Source organism: Acidobacteriota bacterium (genome assembly GCA_012517875.1).
GTDB lineage: Bacteria > Acidobacteriota > JAAYUB01 > JAAYUB01 > JAAYUB01 > JAAYUB01.
This window is the reverse complement of the sequence record JAAYUB010000121.1, coordinates 1-19,757: the sequence shown is the minus strand read 5'-3', so window position 1 is coordinate 19,757 and position 19,757 is coordinate 1. Positions and strand designations below refer to the sequence as shown.

13 protein-coding genes are annotated in these 19,757 nt (G+C 64.1%); 10 read left to right on the top strand and 3 right to left on the bottom strand.

What is annotated here, in order from left to right:
• Nucleotides 1-20: 20 nt before the first annotated feature.
• The 3 genes from GX414_12915 to GX414_12905 form a co-directional block, all read right to left on the bottom strand.
• Nucleotides 21-938 (bottom strand): hypothetical protein, encoded by a 918-nt coding sequence (locus GX414_12915; protein NLI48000.1) that lies wholly within the window; start codon nucleotides 936-938, stop codon nucleotides 21-23.
• A gap of 85 nt (nucleotides 939-1,023) precedes the next feature.
• Nucleotides 1,024-4,512, bottom strand: a complete 3,489-nt coding sequence (gene dnaE / locus GX414_12910; protein NLI47999.1) for a DNA polymerase III subunit alpha — start codon at nucleotides 4,510-4,512, stop codon at nucleotides 1,024-1,026.
• A 25-nt stretch (nucleotides 4,513-4,537) separates the two neighbouring features.
• Nucleotides 4,538-7,222, bottom strand: a complete 2,685-nt coding sequence (locus tag GX414_12905; GenBank protein NLI47998.1) for an SIS domain-containing protein — start codon at nucleotides 7,220-7,222, stop codon at nucleotides 4,538-4,540.
• 98 nt (nucleotides 7,223-7,320) lie between these two features.
• On the opposite strand from GX414_12905, the gene GX414_12900 reads away from it, so the two are divergent.
• The 10 genes from GX414_12900 to GX414_12855 form a co-directional block, all read left to right on the top strand.
• On the top strand, nucleotides 7,321-8,451 hold the full coding sequence (locus GX414_12900; protein NLI47997.1) for an ATP-binding cassette domain-containing protein: 1,131 nt from the start codon (nucleotides 7,321-7,323) through the stop codon (nucleotides 8,449-8,451).
• Complete coding sequence (locus GX414_12895) at nucleotides 8,448-9,206, top strand: ABC transporter permease (GenBank protein NLI47996.1); 759 nt, start codon at nucleotides 8,448-8,450, stop codon at nucleotides 9,204-9,206. The genes GX414_12900 and GX414_12895 overlap by 4 nt, the downstream gene beginning before the upstream one ends.
• 1 nt (nucleotide 9,207) lies before the next feature.
• Complete coding sequence (locus tag GX414_12890; GenBank protein NLI47995.1) at nucleotides 9,208-10,755, top strand: GldG family protein; 1,548 nt, start codon at nucleotides 9,208-9,210, stop codon at nucleotides 10,753-10,755.
• Nucleotides 10,752-12,104 carry a DUF4340 domain-containing protein gene (locus GX414_12885; GenBank protein ID NLI47994.1) on the top strand — a complete coding sequence of 451 codons (1,353 nt, stop codon included), beginning with the start codon at nucleotides 10,752-10,754 and terminating at the stop codon, nucleotides 12,102-12,104. Before GX414_12890 ends, GX414_12885 begins: the two co-directional genes overlap by 4 nt.
• A gap of 396 nt (nucleotides 12,105-12,500) precedes the next feature.
• Complete coding sequence (locus tag GX414_12880) at nucleotides 12,501-13,118, top strand: serine/threonine-protein phosphatase (protein ID NLI47993.1); 618 nt, start codon at nucleotides 12,501-12,503, stop codon at nucleotides 13,116-13,118.
• A 182-nt stretch (nucleotides 13,119-13,300) separates the two neighbouring features.
• Nucleotides 13,301-14,065, top strand: a complete 765-nt coding sequence (locus GX414_12875) for a lipid-binding SYLF domain-containing protein (GenBank protein NLI47992.1) — start codon at nucleotides 13,301-13,303, stop codon at nucleotides 14,063-14,065.
• A 72-nt stretch (nucleotides 14,066-14,137) separates the two neighbouring features.
• Nucleotides 14,138-14,707 carry a type VI secretion system lipoprotein TssJ gene (tssJ, locus tag GX414_12870; protein NLI47991.1) on the top strand — a complete coding sequence of 190 codons (570 nt, stop codon included), beginning with the start codon at nucleotides 14,138-14,140 and terminating at the stop codon, nucleotides 14,705-14,707.
• Nucleotides 14,708-14,711: 4 nt separating this feature from the next.
• Nucleotides 14,712-16,100: a type VI secretion system baseplate subunit TssK gene (gene tssK, locus GX414_12865; GenBank protein NLI47990.1), complete on the top strand. Its 1,389-nt coding sequence runs from the start codon at nucleotides 14,712-14,714 to the stop codon at nucleotides 16,098-16,100.
• Between the two features lie 4 nt (nucleotides 16,101-16,104).
• Nucleotides 16,105-16,842, top strand: a complete 738-nt coding sequence (locus GX414_12860; GenBank protein ID NLI47989.1) for a DotU family type IV/VI secretion system protein — start codon at nucleotides 16,105-16,107, stop codon at nucleotides 16,840-16,842.
• Between the two features lie 31 nt (nucleotides 16,843-16,873).
• Nucleotides 16,874-19,757 (top strand): hypothetical protein (locus GX414_12855; protein NLI47988.1); only part of this gene is annotated, 2,884 nt, incomplete at its 3' end.

Sequence of the window (19,757 nt, the reverse complement as noted above, 5' to 3'; positions counted from 1 at the left end):
AGGGGGCCTTTCATCGGCTATCATGGCCCGATCGACGGCAGCGAGACGTACCAAACCATCACGGCCCAGCCGACAAACGCCCAGACAAGCCCAGCCAGCATCAGCAGCGGCGTGAACGGAATCTCGCCCGAGATCCTGCCGCGGCGCAGCGCCATGATGCCGAGTCCGATCAGAGAACCGGTGCATGAAGCGATGAACGTGCAGGCGCAGCCGCCCACCACGCCCCAGAACGCCCCGGTCATCATCATGGCCTTGACGGCGCCGAAACCCAGACCTTCGCTGCCCCGACGTCGTTTGTACAACCAACCGACCAGCCAGCCACCACCGCCCAGCAGGACGGCACCGGCCAGGGCGTCGAGGGGCGCCTCCAGCAAACCGGCGGGCAATCCCCGCGATGGCGATGCGCAAGCGGCGGCGAATCCGGCGATGGTCCCGCCAACGGTGAAGATATCCGGAGAGATGGAGCTCCCCGCGTCTTGCCAGGACACCCACCCCAGCGGCCAGGCGCACGCCAGGAACAGCATCGCGTGTCGGAAGGTCTCGCTCCATCCGTGCACGCCCAACAGTCCCGCAGTCACAGCCACAAACATCAGCTCGAACAGCGGACCAAAAGGTGCCATCCGGCACGCCGCCGCCAGACCGGGCACTTTCAAACAAACCCGGCGCACGGCCAGCAGTATGTCGAGCGGGATTGACGGACGCATGGCCAGCGCCAACAGCAGCATCAGCGGTTCCGGTGTGCCGGATACGGTCACGGCCCGGCCGGCGATTCGCTGGTCGCCGGCCGGCTCTTCTTCCGCTCGGTCGGCCGGCCCGGCGGGGTCCAACTCCCGACGCAGATGTCCCCGCAGGCGCGATGCGATGAGCAGATCCAGCAGGAACGCCAAGACCAGCGCGGCAGCGCACACTCCGAGCATGAGTGCGGGCGGGACGGGCATATCCGGATTATATCACGGACCGGAGATGGGCGTCGGTTGGAAGGGCCGGCTGCAACGACCGGCGAGCCGGTCCGCCACTGCCGGCTCAGGCGATGTACTGCACGGCGCCCGGATATGTCAGGGCTTCGATCTGGAGCTTGAGTTCCGCCGACCACCGGATCTTGAAAAACTCGTTCGCCTCCAGCCAGGCGACGCCGGTCCCCGGTCGTCGCAGGAGGATCTCCACGCCGCACTCGCCTTTCTGGGTGGCCAGCAGGTCGGCGAGTTCCACGGCGTTCTGTTCCGAGATCCGCTCCAAATCCAACTCAAGCCGGATCAGGCTGACCTGCAGGTCCTTGGCGTCCTCCAGCGGATACAATTCCCGGACCACCACCTTCAGGTTGCCGTTCTCCTCCTGGTCCACCACACCGATGGCCAGCAGCGGTCGATCCGGCTGGATCAGCTTCTCGTGCGCTTCAAACACCTTCGGGAACACCACGAAATCGATTGTGCCGGTGAGGTCTTCGAGCAACCCCACACACATCTGCTCCCGGTTCTTCATCGTCTTCTTGTACCGCAATTCACTGAGGACGCACCCGACCCGCACCCGCTTGTCGATCAGGTTCTCGGTGATCTGGTCCAGCGTGCAATCGGTGTACTTGCCGATGAATTCGGCATACGTGTTCAGGGGGTGGCCCGAGATGTAGAAGCCCATGATTTCCTTTTCGAACGAGAGGATCGTCTTCTCGTCCCACTCGGGCACGTCCGCCTCCGGTTCGGGCCCCGCCAGTGCGGCGTCGTCGCCGCCGTCCATTCCACCGAAAAGGCTCTTCTGGCCGAGATTCCGATCCCGCTGACGGTTCTGGGCGAACGCCATGGTCCGTTCCAGCCCCTGCATGAGCTGCGCCCGGCTGCGGCCCACCTCGTCGAACACACCGGCTTTGATCATGCTTTCCAGCACGCGCGAATTGACCTGGCGCAGGTCCACCCGGCAGCAGAAGTCGCTCAGTGACCGGAACGGCCCACCGGTGCGCCGAGCACCGAGGATCTGCAGGATGGCCGTCTCACCCACGTTCTTGAGCGCGCCGAGGCCAAAGCGAATTCCTTCCCGGGTGGGCAGGAAGTCCAGTTCGCTCTGGTTGACCGACGGCGGCAGAATGCGGATGCCCATCTGCTTGCATTCGGAGATGTACTTGACCACCTTTTTAGTGTCGTTCTTCTCGCTGGTCAGCAGCGCGGCCATGAATTCGTTCGGGTAGTGCGCCTTGAGGAAGGCGGTCTGGTAGGCAACCCAGGCGTAGGCGGCCGAATGGGACTTGTTGAACCCGTACTCGCCGAAGCCGCGCATCAGCTCGTACAGCTCCTTGGCCTTGTTGGGCTTGATGCCCCGCTCGATGGAGCCGGTCACAAACTTCCCCTCCATCTTGTTCATCACATCCTGCTGCTTCTTGCCCATGGCCTTGCGCAACGTGTCCGCCTCGCCCGGGGTGAAGCCGGCCAGGCGGGACACGATCTGCATGACCTGTTCCTGGTAGGCGATCACGCCGTAGGTGTCCTTCAGGATGGGCTCCAGCTCCGGCACGGTGTACTGGCTGACGCTCTCGCCGTTCTTGCGCCGGATGAAATCGTCCACCATCTTCCCCTTGATGGGACCGGGCCGGTAGAGGGCGTTCATGGCGATCAGATCTTCGATGCGGCTGGGCTTGAGTTGCCGCAGGTAGTTGCGCATGCCCGAGCTTTCAAACTGGAAGATGCCGGCGGTGCGACCCTCGCAGAAGATCTGATAGGTGGGTGCGTCGTCAAGCGGAATGTGGTCGATGTCCAGCTCGAGCCCGTGGTTGATCTGGATCATCCGCAGGGTGTCCTGGATCACCGTGAGGGTGATGAGTCCCAGGAAGTCCATCTTCAGGAAGCCGAGCTTCTCGATGTCCTTCATGTTGTACTGGGTCAGGACCTCGCCCTCGCCGCGGGTGGCGACGGGGATGATGTCCACCAGCGGCTGCGGGGCAATGACCACGCCGGCGGCATGGATGGAGCTGTGCCGGCTCAGCCCCTCCAGGCGGCGGGAAATGTCGATGAGCCGCAGCACTTCGGGATTCCGCTCGGCCATCGCATCAATGGTCTCCTGCAGGCGCGGCTCCTCCTGAAGCGCCCGCTCCAGGGTGATGTTCAGCTCCATCGGGATGAGTTTGGCGATGCGGTCCACATCGGTGTAGGACATGCCCAGCACACGCCCCACATCGCGGACCACCGCCCGGGCCTTCATGGTGCCGAAGGTGACGATCTGGCAGACGCAGTCCTTGCCGTACTTCTCGGTGACGTAGCGGATGACCTCCTCACGGCGCCGGGCGCAGAAATCGATATCGATGTCGGGGGGCGAAATGCGCTCGGGGTTGAGAAAACGTTCGAACAGCAGGTCGTACCGCAGCGGATCCAGGTCCGTGATGCGGAGCGAGTAGGCGACCAGGCTGCCGGCCGCCGAACCGCGGCCGGGTCCGACAGCGATGCCTCGCTCGCGGGCTTGGCGGATGAAATCCCAGACGATGAGGAAGTAGCTGGAAAAATCTTGGCGCTTGATGACGCCGATTTCGTACTCCAGCCGCTGCTGGTACTCGTCGAGGGTGTGGCGGGTCCGGCCCGCGGCGATGTCCGCCTCGATGCTCTTGAGCCGTTCGGCGAAGCCGGCGCGGGTGACCGCCTCGAAATACTCATCGATGGTGGAGCCGGTGGGGATGTCGAAGCGCGGGTAATAGCGGGACTGCAGGTCGAACTCGAACTGGCACCGTTCGGCCACCTGCAGCGTGTTGGCCAGCGCCTCCGGCACGTGGCCGAAGCGGGCGGCCATCTCGTCGGCGGTCTTGACGTAGAATTCCTTCGACTGGAATTCCATCCGGTTTTCATCGGCCAGGAGCTTGCCGGTCTGGATGCACACGAGCACTTCGTGAGCCAGGGCGTCGGCGGGCTCCAGATAGTGGCAGTCGTTCGTCGCGACGAGGGGGATGCCGGTCCGCCGGGACAGCGCGACGAGCGCCTCGTTGACCGGCGCCTGGTTGGGCAGGCCGTGGTCCTGGAGCTCCAGGTAGAAGTTGCCGTCGCCGAAGATCTCCGCGTAGCGGCGGGCGGCGGCTTCGGCTCCGGCCTCGTTGCCGGCCATGATGCACGTGGGGATTTCTCCGGCCAGGCAGGCGGACAGGCCGATCAGACCGCGGCTGTGACGGCGAAGCAGCTCGAAGTCGATGCGGGGGCGGTAGTAAAATCCCTCCAGGTAGCTCAGGGAGACCAGTCGGCACAGGTTTTGATAGCCGTCCCGGTCCTTCACCAGCAGGATGAGGTGGAAGCTGTCTTCGCTGGCGCGAGTCTTCTCGTGCCGGCTGCCCGAAACGATGTACACCTCGCTGCCGATGATGGGCTTGATGCCGACCTTTTTCGCCTTCTCGTAGAATTGCACGGCGCCGTACAGGTTGCCGTGGTCGGTGATGGCTAGAGCCGGCATCTTGCTGGCGGCGGCCTTGGCCACCAGCCGGTCGATGGCGCAGGCGCCGTCGAGCAGCGAGTAGTCGGTGTGGACGTGCAGATGCACAAACGGTTGGCTCATGGGATTCGCGACTCCGCCGGATGTCTCAGTCCACGGTGATCGACTTGCTGACGTTTTTGGGCACGTCGGGGTGCACGCCGTGCATCGGGATTTTCAGCCGATTCAGGTATTTCATCTTCAGGACGCTCATCTCGAGCGCCAGCATCTGCAGAGCGACGACGGCCGAGAACGGATAAAGCAGTTCGCTGCCGGTGCGGGGCAGCGTCAGATAGTAGCTCCGGTAGCCGGGCGCGTCGGCCGGAGGCCGGACCGCCGCCTGGCGCAGTTCTTCGTTTTCCTCGGCAATGACGTAGATGGCGGCGCCCCGGATCTTATGGGTGTTGATCTGGGAGATGGTCAGCTCCACATCGCGCTGGGTGGGCGGGGTGAGGAACAGGAGCGGGTACGGCGCGAAGAGCGGCGAGTAGAAGTCGCGCTGCAGGAGCGGCTGGAGCGCCTGCTCCTCCTCCGGGCGCAGGTGGAATGGCCGGCTGTGATGCACCAGGTAGTCGGCCAGCGCCGCGGCCAGCGGCCCCAGCGCCGCCGGCGGAAGCCCGGCTTCCCGGACCCGCTCGGCAAGCTCCGCGTACAGGCCGGTGAACCCGGCCAGTCCGTGCTGGATTTGCTCCAGGCCGAAGGTGAAATTTTTGCCCAGAATGGTGTTGGGGCCGTGCTTGAACTCCGATGCCTCCATCCCCTCGCTGTGATTCAGAACCACCTCACGGATCTTCAGCGCTCCCTCGCGGGCCAGCCCCACGTTGGCGGCCGAGAGGATGTGGGCCGACGGGCTCAGGTAGATCTCCTCGGCCAGCTCCCGGACGCGGAGCCGCACCTGGCGGTGGGTCTCGTCGAGGAGCTGGGGGATCCGGAGGAACTGCTGGCGCGCCGACTCGTAGGCGGCGCCCGTCTCGCCGCGCAGTTCGAGGCACTTGAGCGCCAGCCCGAAGAGCAGCACCAGCTGGTTGGTGAAGCTCTTGGTGGCGGGCACGGCGATCTCCGGACCGCACAGGATCGGGAGATAGAAGTCGCACTTCTCCTGAGCCAGCGTGGAGTTGACGTTGTTGACGATCATCAGCCGCCGGACCGGCACGCGCGCCGCCAGGGCATTGCAGATATCCACCAGATCCTTGGTTTCGCCGCTCTGCGAAATGCCGATGAACAGATCGTCGGCGGTGACGGATTCGTGGGCTTCGGCGCGGAACTCGCCCGGGAGCATGCACGCGACCGGGATGCCGGCCAGCCGGTTCAGGATGGCCGCCCCGGCCCGCGCCGCGTTGTAGGAGGAACCGCAGGCCACCATGTAGATCCGCCGCGTCCGGTGTGCCTCCAGCTCCCGCGCGAATTTCTCCACCCAGCCGCACAGCGAAAAGCGGTGCTTGTACTGGAAGAGAGTGTCGGTGATCATCAGCCGCTCCCGCCACTCGCCGCCGGAGAGACGGTGCATCTCCTGCAGGAAGCCCTCCTCGACGGAGGCGAACGGCCGGGTTTCAGGCACCGCCTCGGCGTAGCGGCGGAAGAGCCCGTCGCCGCCCACCGCCGCCTCCAGTCGGCGGAAGTCTTCGCCGCCGAAAATCGCCGCGAGGTCGTCGAGGAGACGGCGGGTGTCGGTCTGAAAACTGGCCTGGCGCACCGACTGGCGGACGCGGAAGGCCAGCTCCCGCATGCCGTCGTACCGGGCGAACAATGCCTCCCGGATGCCGTTGCCGGGTTGGAACAGGTCGATCAGTTCCGCGGCGGCCTCGCTCTGGGCGGCGATCTCCTGCTCCATGAAGAACTGGAACGGCGGGCGCAGCGCCATGTCGCGGACGCGCAGCTTGGACCGCTTGGGGAGCCGCCGTTCGGACAGGTGCGGATCCGTCAGCGAGTACACCGTCCAGTCCGAATGGTCGAAATGGATAAACTCCCCCTCGGACAGCGGGATGAGGATGCGCGTCAGGCTCAGCACCGCCGACAGGTCGCTGGAAGTGAGGATGAAATCGCCGTTGTCATCGAACCCTTTGCCCACATACAGCGAACTGCCGCTCTTGATGGCGTAGGCCTCTTCCAGCACCGGATCCACGATCACCGCGGCGTACGAGCCGCGGATCTTCCGGCTCCCCTGGCGGATGGCCTCGATCATGCAGGCGCGCCGCACCGTCCGCTCCTCACGCCGGTCGGCGGGGTGCTTCTCCAGGTTGAGGAAAAAGAAATGCTCCATGGTGTGGACCAGCATTTCACCGTCGTTGTCACTGAGGACGACATGCCCCTCCAGCCGCAGGTCGTCCTTGAGCGCCTCGCAGTTGGTGAGGTTGCCGTTGTGTGCTCCGTAGATGCGGGTCTTACAGGCGACCAGGTGCGGCTGGGCGTTGAGATCGTCCACCGCACCGAAGGTGGCCCAGCGGACCTGGCCGCAAAACAGGCGGCCCGGCAGGGTTTCCAGCTCCAGCGCCTTGACCACGTTGGACGGGGCGCCCACTGATTTTTTGAGCACGATCCGCTCGTCGTCCTGGATGCACAGGCCCGTCGAGTCATACCCCCGGTATTCCAGCTTCTCCAGCAGGCGCGACGCAACTTCACCCAGGCGGACGGTACGCCTGGCGCAGACCATGCCCAGCACCCCGCAGCCGACGGCGGGCACGGGCACCGGTAGGGTGAGCCGCCAGCCGGCGACCCGTCGGCGGGCCGTGCCGGCCAGCCGCGACAGGCAACGCCGTTTGGGCTGCAACCGGCGCAAACAGACGGTGACGGTCATGCAGATATCTCCAGAGGGGGGCTTGGCGACCGGTCACACCGGCCAGAGTGTTAGTCTAGCGGATGCCCTCCCGCCATGCAATCGGCTTTTCGCCGGCCATGGACGACAACCATTGGCAACCTTTACATCACCGGCTTTTTCCGCTATATTGGGGGGCTTTGAAACCGGACGTACGCGCGAGCGTATGTATTCGTTTCAGACCAACGCCAGGAGGGCCTGTGATCGAAGTATCCGGACTGACCAAGTATTACGGCACTTTCAAAGCCATCGAGGACGTCAGCTTCACGGTCCAGCGCGGCGAAATCCTGGGGTTCCTCGGGCCCAACGGCGCCGGCAAGACCACGACCATGCGCATCCTGACCGGTTACATGCCCGCCACGGGGGGCGCCTGCCGGGTGGGCGGTCTCGACGTGTTTGAGCAACCGGTGGCGGTGAAGCGCCAGATCGGCTATCTGCCCGAAAACGTCCCGCTCTACCCCGAGTTTACCGTGTGCGAATATCTGCAGTTCGTGGCCCGGATCAAGGGTGTGCCCAAAGCCGACTTGCCGGCCGTGCTGGAGCGGATCATCGGCCGCTGCGGACTGGAGAGCGTGCGCCACCGCCTCATCGCCCAGCTGTCCAAGGGGTATCGCCAGCGGGTGGGCTTGGCCCAGGCGCTGGTGCACGACCCCGAGGTCATCGTGCTGGACGAGCCCACCATCGGGCTCGATCCCGCCCAGATTCGCGAGGTGCGCGAGCTGATCAAGGGTCTGGGTCGCGACCACACCATCATCCTCTCCTCGCACATCCTGCCCGAAGTGAGCCAGGTGTGCGACCGCGTGGTCATCATCAACAAGGGGCGCATCGTGGCCGAGGACACGCCCGAGAACCTGACGGTCTCCGCCGCCGGCCGGGCGTCGCTCGTGCTGCGCGTGGGCGGGGACGAAGCGACGCTCAACGCAGCGCTCGAAGCCGAAACCCTCCAGCCCGCCGCGATCGCTCAGCCCGAGGACAGCGGCCTGTGGCGGGTGACGGTGCCGCTGGACGACCCCGGCCGTCCGCCGCGGCTCGCCCGCCGCATCGTGGAGGCGGGCCTGGAGCTGCACGAGCTGACGCCGCGCCGGGCCACGCTGGAGGACGTGTTCCTGGAACTGATCACCGATGAGCACCGCGAGACCCCCGCGGAGGCCGAAGCGGCGCCCGCCGACTCCGCCCCCGTGTCCCCCGCTCCGGAGGAGGCCGACCAATGAAAAACACCATCCACATGTTCGTCAAAGAACTGAAAAGCTACTTTTTTTCGCCCATCGCCTACGTTACACTGACCCTGTTCCTGCTCATCTCGGGATTCGTCTTTTACCTGATCTTCTCCGACCTCGCCCGCGAGACTGCAGTGGGCATGGGCTACCAGCCGGTGAACGTTCCCCAGATGGTGGTTCGCTACTACTTCGGCTGGCTCAGCACGGTGCTGCTGTTCCTTGTTCCGCTCATCACCATGGGCGTGTACGCTGAGGAGAAGAAGAAGGGGACGTACGAGCTGCTCTTCACCTCGCCGTTGACCAACCTGCAGATCATTCTGGGCAAATTTCTGGCCAACCTCGCCTTCGGCCTGATCCTCTTCGCCGGTTCCGCTCTGGTCATGCTGCCGCTGTTCCTGAGCGAGCCGCCCGATCCGGTTCCCCTGCTGGTGGGATACCTGGGCCTGGTGCTGTTCCTGGCGGCGGTGCTGAGCCTCGGCAACTTCCTGTCGTCACTCACCGAAAACCAGATCATCGCGGCCATCCTGACCTTCGTGCTGGTGCTGCTGCTCTGGTTCATGAACGTGTTCACCCAGACGGGCACCGATGGCGTCCAGGGCGTGCTGGCCTACCTGTCGCCCCTGCGTCATCTCGAAGATTTTCAGAAGGGCGTGCTGGACCTGGCCCACGGGGTGTACTTCCTCAGCGTGACCGCCCTCGGGATCTTTCTGACGTACCGGTCACTGGAATCTCTGCGGTGGAGGGGATGAGATGCTGGACTATCTGAAACGAACCTGCCCCTGGGTCGGCTTGGCGCTCGTGGTGGCGGCACCCGTCCACTACAGCGTGGTGGGCGAATGGTTCCCCTTCCACCTCTATGTGCTCATCGCCGGCGGCGTCCTGCTGCTGGCCGGGGCGGTGCTGAACCAGGCGGAGCTCGTGCACGCCCTCCGCACCCGGAAGGCGCTCCATGGCGGCAATTTCCTCATCTCGGTGGCCGTCCTCCTGGCGGTGCTCGGTCTGATCAACGTGCTGGTGGTCCGGCATAACCAGCGGCTGGACACGACGCCCGACAAGCTGTACTCGCTCTCCGACCAGACCCGCAAAATCGTCGGCGGCCTGAAGTCGCCGATCCAGGCCTACGTGTTCGCCGACCGGGCCTCGGAACCGGTCACCGACCTCCTGAAGGAGTACCAGTCGGCCACGGACAAGCTGCGGTGGCAGGTGCTCGATCCCGATCGCAATCTGGACAAGGCCCAGAAGTACGGCGTCCGCAGCTACAACACCATCGTGCTGGAGAGCGGCGACCGGTTTGAGCTCGTGGAAGCCGCCGACGAGGCCAAACTGACCTCGGCCATTCTGAAGCTCACCCAAAAGCGCACCCGAAAAGTATATTTCGTTGAGGGGCACGGTGAAAAATCCATCACCGACGCCCAAGAGCGCGGTTACACCATCCTGACCGAGGCGCTCAAAAAAGACGGTTACGAGATCGCCGCCGTCAATCTGGTGCAGAAGCAGGGCGTGCCGGACGACTGCACCGTGCTTGTCGTTGCCGGCGCCCAGAAGGAGCCGTTCCCGCAGGAGCTCGACTGGATCCGGAACTACACCCGCAAAGGGGGAGCTCTGCTGGTGCTCACTGACCCCATGGCGGCGACCCTGGAGCCGCTGGTGGCGGAATGGGGCATCCGGCCGCGCAACGACCTTGTGCTGGACACGAGCAACATCAACCGCCTGCTCGGCTCGAGCCCGGGTGTGCCGCTGGTGACGCGCTACCCGGATCATGCCATTACCCGGGGCATGCGCGGGATGTCCGTGTTCCCGCTGGTCCGCTCGCTGGAGGAGATTGCACCCGCGCCCGCCGGGGTCACCGTGCAGCGGCTGCTCGAAACCGATCCGGAAAGCTGGGCGGAAACCGATTTCTCGGCTCTGGACAAGACCGGCCAAGCGGAATTCACCGAAGGGCAGGATACCCGCGGCCCGGTAACCATCGGGCTGGCCGCGGAGCGGGAATTCAAATCCGGCGACGGGCCCGACGCCGCAAAAACGGCGGCGCGCCTCGTGGTCATCGGTGATTCCGAGTTCGCCGCCAACGCCTACTTCGGCGCGCAATTCAACGGCGACATCTTTCTGAACTGTGTCAACTGGCTGGCGGTGGACGAAAACCTCATCTCGATCCGCCCCAAAAATCCCGCGGACAAGCGGGTGATGCTCACCGCGGCGCACGAGAAGCTGATGTTCTATTTCTCCGTGGTGTTGCTGCCGCTGATCCCCCTGGTGATCGGCGTCGTGGTGCGGGTCATCCGGAGAAGGAAGCGATGAAATTCAAGGGCACGCTCGTCCTGATCATCCTCTGCGCCTTGCTCTTGGCCGTCGTCCTGCTGCTGGACAAGAACGGCGGCAAGTCCGACGGAGCCGGTGAGAGCAAGCAGCTCTTCAAGGTGGAGGAAGGCAAGATCCGCCGGATCGCCCTGGTCCGGGACGGTGCCACCGTGGCCGCCGTCCGCGGGGACAAGCAGTGGACCATCGAACAGCCGGTCCGGGCCGAGGGCAACAAGGACGAGTGGAACGGGCTGGCGCTGGCGCTTTCCGCCTTCGACTTCGAGCGGGTGGTGGAAGAACAACCGAAAAACCTTGGCCAGTACGGGCTTAGCAACCCCGAACTGGTGATCACCTTCGAGCTGGACAAGGGCGAGGTGCATAAGCTGGAGCTGGGAGCGCCCAATTTCTCCGGCGGCTCGTACTTCGCCCGGCGTGGCAACGATCCGAAGGTGTATCTGGTTTCGGGTTACTCCCGCGACAAGTTCACCGCCGGTCTCGACCGCCTGCGCGAAGGCGCCGCTATGAAATTTGACATGTACGCGGCCACGGCCCTTCAGCTGGACCGGCCCGCCGGGACCGTCCAGTTCCGCAAGAAGGACTGGAACTGGTTTCTCGAGGCGCCCGTCGCCGGCCCCGCCGACGACAACGAACTGGAGACCATCCTGCGCCAGTGCAGCGAGCTGCGGGTGCAGGACCATCTGGACGAAGCCGATCCGGCACTGCTGAAGAAGGCCTTTGGCCCGGTCCGCTACCGCGTGACCGTCACCCTGGAAAAAGGCGAGCAGCAGGTGGTGGAAATCGGCGCGGCGGACCCTTTCCCGGCCAACTCCGGTCAGGTGCTGGCGCTGAACGTCGCCCGGACCGACTATTTCACGTTGCCCCTGACCGCCGTCGCTGCCCTCGACGCGCCGCTGGACAAACTGCGCAGTCACGACTTGGCGCGCTTCTATCCGTTTGAGGTGAAGGGGATCACCTGGGATGCGAGCGGCTCCAAAAGCGTGCTGGCCAAAAACCAGGCGGGCCAGTGGGTCTGGAAGCGCAAAGAGGGCGCCGCGTCCCTCGACACCGCCCCGGTGGACGAGTTCCTTGGCCGTCTGCGTGATTTGAAAGTGACGGCGTTCGTCGACCTGCCCGATCCCACCCGTTTGGGGTTCAATCCGCCCGCCGCGCGAGTCATCCTCGACGTAGAAAACAAGGCCGGCATCACGCTCCTGTTCGGGTCCGTGGCCAACGGGCAGCGCCACGCCCGCAACAGCGAATACGCCTATGCGGTGCGCGTCGATGACGCCGCCTGGCAGAGTTTGAAATTTGAACCGGCGGCATGGCGAGCCACAGCCAAAAAGCCATAATCAGACACACCTCCGGCCGGGGAGTGTCCGTGGATGAGACGGTCCTCGATCACACGCGCGTCCAGCTCTTGCAGCGCCGCCGGCGGCTGGAGGCCGTTCGGGCCGGATAGTCTGCTCAGATGGAACACCTGATCAACCAAGTGGTTGCGGCGCTCGAACGGATCGAGGCCGGCACCTACGGCCTGTGCCGGTAATGCCACCAACCCATCGAACCGGAACGGCTCCACGCCGACTTCCTGATTGAATTCTGCCTGGACCACCTGACTCCCCCGCCAACAGCGCGTCCTGCAGGGAGACATCGAGCTGACCGGCCGCACCCCGGGCGCCCTGCTGCCGCCGCCGGAGCTGACGCTTCCGGGCTGGTTCGCCACCTATCACGACGAAGGATTCGGTTCGGTGCGCGGCGACCTCTGTGACCTGGTGCCGGCCGGCGATGGCGGATTCTGTTTCTTTCTCGGAGATGTCGCCGGCAAGGGCATCGCCGCGTCCATCCTGGTGGCCTGCCTGCACGCGACCCTCCAGGCCCTGGTCACCACAAGATTGCCCCTGCCGCACTTCCTGGAGCGGGCCAGCCGGTCCCTCTGCGAGCACACTCTGCCCAGCCACTATGCCACCCTGGTCGACGGATGCGCCCGCACCGACGGCTCCGTCACCTTATGCAACGCCGGCCAGGTACCGCCGTTGCTCCACCAGGATGGCACGGTGACGCTGCTCCCGGCCACCGGCCTGCCGCTGGACGTGTTCTGCGACGAACAGTTTTTAGGACATCGACTGGACCGCCAACCCGATGATGCGCTGCTGCTGGACTCCGACGGGCTGGTGGAAGCCCGCAACGCCGACAGTTACGAATGCGGCGTCGACTGTCTCAGCCGACTGGCCGCATCCCTGCACCCGTTGCCTCCGGCCGAATGGCTGGAGACCTGCCGCCGGGACTGGCTGGTTTTTCGTGCCGGAGCGCCCAAGACCGATGACGTCAGCCTGATGGTCATCAACCGTCTGGCGGATCCCGCCTGACAGCGCCGCGCTTCAACGCCTTCCCCCGCAGGAGTTACCGGATCACGCCCCGGCCGGTAGCTCGCCATTCAACATGCAGCCGTGCGGATCCGGCTGGCAGTCGGCGCCATCCCGTACCAATTGCCTGCATCGATATCCACGGCTATAATATCCCAATGACAGATCTATCCTCCAAAAGCCGCATGGCGCTCCGCGTTTGTCGCTGGCTGGGCGCGGTCCTGCTAGCGTGGGCGGGGACAGCGGTTGGCGGGGCGGCGGTGGAGCGGCCCAAAATCGTCAACCGGGTACAGCAAGCCACCCGGGTCATGCAGCACGTTGTCGCCATCAAAGAGAGCGGCATCCCCACCGGACTGCTGGACCATTGCGAAGGGCTGGTCATCATTCCCCGCATGACCAAGGCGGCGTTTCTCGTGGGCGGGAACTACGGGCGGGGCGTGCTTGTGCATCACTCGCCCGACGGGCGCTGGAGCAATCCGTGTTTCATCCAGCTCCGCGGCGGCGACATCGGCTTCCAGGCCGGTGGTCAGTTCGTGGATCTCGTGCTGGTCATCAACCGACGCCAGGGCCTGGAGGCGATCCTGAATAACAAATTCACATTGGGGGTGGATGCCGGCCTGGCCGTGGGACCGCTGGGGCGATATGCCGAGGCGGGTACGGACTTTCATCTCAGGTCCGAAGTGCTCGCGTATTGCCTGAGCAAGGGGCTCTTTGCCGGCGTTTCTCTCAAAGGTTCGGCCCTGAGCCTCGACGAAGACGCCAACCGTTCATTCTACCGTCGCCTGTACGAGCGGGGCCAGATCATTTCGGACTATCAATTCCTGTTCGACCGAATGCTGCCTTACCCGGACGAAGTCAAGCCGCTGCTCCGGCTGTTGCGGGGGTATACCCAGGAGCGGATCCTCCTCTTGCCTGCCTCGGAGTTCAAATTCAAGCCGCGGATCGATTAGAAAATAATATTGCAGAATAGAGTGTGTTGATTTAAAGTTAATCTGTATATATATTTAACTCAAGGATATCAAGTGATCGCTCGCGTCGTTGTCCACCAAAGACTCGTCGGACTGGGTCTGCTGTTGGCGGTGTGCGTCTGCGCGTGCAAAAAAAATGTCACGCCGCCACCGGCGCCCGACTGGCGGTTTGAACCCAGAGCCATTCAGATCACCTACATCGCCGACCCGCTGCTCAACGCGTACGACGGCAGCGCCCACGCCACCGTGCTGGCGATTTATCAACTTACGGATATCAACAGTTTCAACAACTTGGCCCAGTCTGCCGAAGGCCTGCAGAAACTGCTGCAGGCCCAGCCCTATGACGCGACCGTCGCAGCGGCAAACCGGTTCTTCGTTCAACCCGGCGAGCGGAATACCCTCACCCTGGCTCGGGCGAAGAGCGCCCAATGGGTGGGCGTGGTGGCGGGATATTACCAGCTGACCCCCGGCGTGGTCACCCGATTGCTGAACATCCCGGTCCTGATCGAACACCACGGGAAGATTTTCAAGAAGACCTCGGCGCGGGTGGACCATCTCAGCGTGCACCTGTTTTTGGGTCCGCGGGCACCGCAGGAAATCGACCCATATGACGAGTTGGAGTGAGCCCATGCAAGCGAGCAAACCCATTTTCTGGCATCAGGGACTCTTTCTTCAGCCGCACCATTTCCAGTTGCAGGAACGCTATTTCCATTCCCTCCTGGATCCGTTTCGGCAATTTGTCCAACCGTACACCTGGGGCGCCGCCTCATGGCGCGTGGACGAGCCCCTGCTGCTGAACCAGACGTTCGATCTCAGCGAAGGATCGTTCATTTTTCAGGACGGTACCTGGGTGACGTTGCCGGGCAACGGCGTTCTCCAGGCGCGCTCATTCAAGACGGCCTGGACTGATACCGAACGGCCGTTCAAGGTTTACTTGGGGTTGCACAAGTGGGAATCATCCGAGGAAAACGTCACGGTGCTCGAGCAGGAAGGGGATGTCGGCAAAGTCAACACCCGCCTCGCCTGCCACATCGTCCCCCAAGAGATCAAAGACATGCATCACAGCGGCCCCACAGCACACGTGCGGCTGATGCAGTATACACTCAAGGTGTTCTGGGAATCGGAGATCCCCAGCGTCGGTGACTACCATCTTCTGCCCGTGGCGGAGCTGGAGAGCGACCGGAGCGGTGTGCACCTGTCGGAGCGCTTCGCGCCGCCCTCGGTGGTGCTCAGCGCCTCGCCAGTGCTGCTGCAGATCGCCAAAAACATCCGGGAACTGGTGGCGTCGCGCACACGGAGCCTGGAGGAGTACAAGGTGCCGCGGGATGTCCAGACGGCCGAATTTGAAAGCGGTTACACGGTGTTCCTGCTCGCGCTCCGCTCCCTGAACCGGTATCTGCCGCCGCTCCATCATCTCACGGAGACGCCCGTCGTGCATCCGTGGGCGTTCTACGGACTGCTCCGGCAGCTGGTGGGCGAGCTGAGCACGTTCTCCGACCGGGTGAACGCCCTGGGCCGGCTCCCCGACGGCCGACCCCTCCTTCCGGATTACGACCACGAAAACCCCGGCCCCTGCTTCGAGGAGGCGCAAACGCTGATCGAGGAGCTGCTCAACGCCATTCTGGTGGGGCCGGAGGGCATCATCGATCTGGTCCGTGAGGGCGAGTGGTTCCGCGGCGTCATCCCCGCCACCCTGTTCGACAGCCGGAACGTGTTCTACCTGGTGGTGCGGACCGCCGAGGACCGGCAGCGGTCACTCGACGCGCTGCGCAACCTGGCCAAATCCGGCAGCATCGAGATGCTGCCCACGCTGCTGGCCCGGGCGCTGCCCGGCCTGCCGATGCAGTACAACGAAGTGCCGCCTCCGGGTTTGCCCAAGCGTCCGGGTTCACTTTACTTCAGGCTGGACCAGGCCCACGGTCACTGGCTGGAGATCATGAAACGGCAGAATTTCTGCTTGTATTGGGACAATGCGCCCGCTGACACCAAGGCGGAGCTGATTATCGTGCGCAAGTAGGTGTATGAAGCAGACCATCAACAGGTTGAATCTCACGACCGATTTACCCCTTTCGCCGGTGGCCGCCCCGGCTGAAGCCGGTTTGGTGGAGCATTTCCTCGAGTTGTTTGCCTACACGCTCTACTTCGCTCGGTATCCGGAAACGCGGCCGACCACGCAGGCCGAACTGGACCGCCAGTTCCGCCGATTGATAGACCGCGCGGAGCAGTCCCGTCAGGCCGCGGGTGTGCCGGACGCGCCTTGGCAGGCCGGACTTTACGCGGTCTGCGCCTGGGTGGATGAAATCGTGCTCTGTTCCGATTGGCCCGACCGGGACAAGTGGCAGTTGGCCCAGCTGCAACGCGCCCTGTTCCAGACCACCTTGGCGGGCGAAGGCTTTTTCGACCAACTGGACCGGTTGCCGCCCGATGCGCGGGACGTGCGCGAGGTCTACGACTACTGCCTGGCGCTCGGTTTCAAGGGACGCTATTTTCTGCCCGCCGATCAAACCCGACTGGCGGACATCCGTCGCGAGAACCTCCACCTGGTGGCGGACACTAAGGATCTGCCGCTGCCCGACCAGCTCTTTCCCGAGGCGCAGCCGGTCTCCCCGCCCAAGCGGAAAAAGGGCCGTTTCCCTCTGGCGTTAGCATGCTACACACTGCTGTGCGCGGCGCCGGTGGTCATCTTCATCGCCCTGTACATCCTGTATGACAAACTGCTGAACAACCTGATTTTCAATTATTTCAGCAGCGTGTTTTAGCCGATACGTATCTCGACGGACAAGTGAAGCCGTGCGCAAGTTTCTCAAGATCCTCCTGTATGTCTTCCTGCTGGCCCTCCTGGTCGGGGCAATCGCCTTGCTGGTGATCTGGCGGCAGTGGCCCTGGTGGTTCGGCGTCGCGATCTTCCTGGGCGTGGTCGGGGTGTGGGTGGCGATCTTGTACATCCGGAAATATTTCCTGCGCAAGCGGGAGCGCGAGTTCGTCCGGCGGGTGATCGCCCAAGACACGGCGGCCATCCAGGCCGCCCCGCTCCACGAACGAGAGCAGCTGCAGGACCTGCAGACCAAGTGGCAGGAGTCTGTGGAGCGATTGCGCGCGTCCAAGCTGCGTAAGCGGGGCAATCCCCTCTACGTCCTCCCCTGGTTTCTGGTCATCGGCGAGTCCGGTGCCGGCAAGACCTCGGCCATCAAGAACGCGACCTTGAGCACGCCGCTGGCCGACACCGTCCGCACCGCCGGCCTGGCGGCGACCCGCAACTGCGAGTGGTGGTTTTTCGATCAGGCCATCGTCTTGGACACTGCCGGCCGCTACACCATTCCGGTGGATCCGGGGCCCGATCGCGAGGAATGGGAAAAATTCCTGACGCTGCTGGCCCAGTACCGCCGGCGAGAGCCGCTCAATGGTCTCGTGGTGGCCATCGCCGCAGACCGCCTGCTGGCCGAGGATGCCGCCCGACTGCATGCCGACGGGGAGGACGTCCGCCAACGGATCGATCAGGTCATGCGGGTCGTCGGCGCGCGCTTTCCCGTCTACATCTTGGTAACCAAGATGGACCTCGTGCACGGGATGGTGCCGTTCTGCCGGCCCTTGCCGCCTGACCGCCTGACCCAGGCCATGGGATTCATCAACGAGCAGCAGACGCTCCGGTGGAAAGACGTGCTGGACCAGGCCATGACGGTGGTGGGGCGACGGTTGCGCCAGCTCCGCTTCATCCTCGTGCACCAGACGCCCGAGGCGGAACCCGGCGCGCTCTTATTCCCCACTGAGTTCAGCCGGCTCACCGGCGGCTTGAACCACTTTCTGCGAGCGGTCTTCGGCGACAATCCATACCAGGAGACGCCGCTGCTGCGCGGCATCTGCTTCAGCAGCGCCCGACAGGGCGAACCGCCCGTCAGCGACTTTCTTCGGAGCACGGGACTGGACGCGGCCGCCCGGCCCGCGGGAACGCGCGAGGACGGCTACTTTCTCAAAGACGTTTTCAAAGAAGTGCTTCCGGCCGACCGATACGTCTACCGTCCCCTGCCGGAACTCATCCGATGGCGGAGGCTCACCCGCACCCTCGGCTTCGCCGCCTGGGGCCTGCTCTGGGCCTTCCTCTGCGGATTGCTGAGCCTGGCGTTCCACCTCAACATCCGGACGATCAACGAGTTCCAAGAGGAGTTCCACGAACCGCCGACACTGACCGAGGATGCCACCACCAACCTGCTGATGCTGGACCGAATGCGGCTGGAGCTCATCGATCTGCAAACCGCCAACCGGGATTGGTGGGTACCCCGGTTCGGCTTGAACCAGAGCCTGAAACTGGAGACGCGCGTGCGGGCGCACTTTGTGCGGCTGTTCCGGGGCGGATTCCTGGTTCCGCTGGACGAATCCCTCGCCCGGCGCATTGACGCCGTGACGCCGCAAACACCCGAGGAGGAGATGGCCGATTACGTCGGCTACGTGGTCACCCGCATATCGCTCATCCGGGACTATCTACGCAGCGAGTCGCCATCCCCCGACCAGCCGCCGCCGACCGTCAACGAATTCCGCCGCGCGACCACGGATCTGCTGGAACTGGAATACCCCACGCTGCCGCCGGCGATAGCCGCCAAATTCGGCGACATCTACTACACCTATCTCTACTGGTTCACCGACAAGCTCGAGCGTGAGCAGAAGGTGCAGGAGCTGCAACAGCATCTCCTCCATCTGCTCCAGCACAAGGGCAGCAACCTCCACTGGCTGGTCAAGAGCTGGATCCCCGATTCGCCCGACGTGGACCTGATCAACTTCTGGCCGACGCCCGAGCAGGACTACGACCTGACGATGTTCGTCCCGGGCGCGTTCACGGCCGCCGGCCGAAGGAATATCGACGCGTTCATCCGACAGATCGATACCGTTCTGGCGGATCCGGCGGTGATCACCGAATCGAAGAAGGAATTCTGGGAGTGGTATCGTTCCGAGTACTACACCAGCTGGACACGATTCGCCGCCGGCTTCGCTTCGGCCCGGGACGGCATGCGCACCCCCCAGGGCCGGGAGCGTCTCGCCACCCTCATGACCACCGACCAGAATCCCTTCTTCTTATTGATCCAGAGGATGGCCCAGGAGCTCACCCAACTGGAAGATCCGGTGCCGCCGACATGGGTCGCGCCGGTGGTGGAGCTGGCGGCCATCCAAAAGCTGGCAGCCGAGCAGCAGCCCCGACCTAAAACGACCAGCGGCCTGGTGGACAGATTGAAGCAGGAGGAGAAGCAGCTCGTCCAGAAGCTCGAGGAAAGCATCGATCCGGAGCAGGCCCGCCTGGCCGATCGCCGCACCACCGAGGTGAAAATCTGGAAGCGCTATCTCGAGGCGCTCCAGAATATCGCCCCCGCGGTCATCTCACGGGAAACCTGCTTCCATATGATCTCCGACTACTTCCCGGAAAACTTCACGCCGGGACAGACGGCGGAGACCGGCGCCAAGTCTCCCTTCAATCAGGCTCATGCCAGCCTGGGCTCTCTCTACGGCATCGTGGAGACCCAAGGCGATCCCGCCGTCGCCTGGTCGCTGGTCCAGGCACCCTTGGACCAGGCGTTGGATTACTGCATGATGGAGACCGGTTGCGCCTTGCAGGAGCAGTGGCGCGAACAGGTCATGGGCGGGCTGGACGGCGTGGAACCCGAAAAGCTCCCCCGCGTGCTGTTCGATG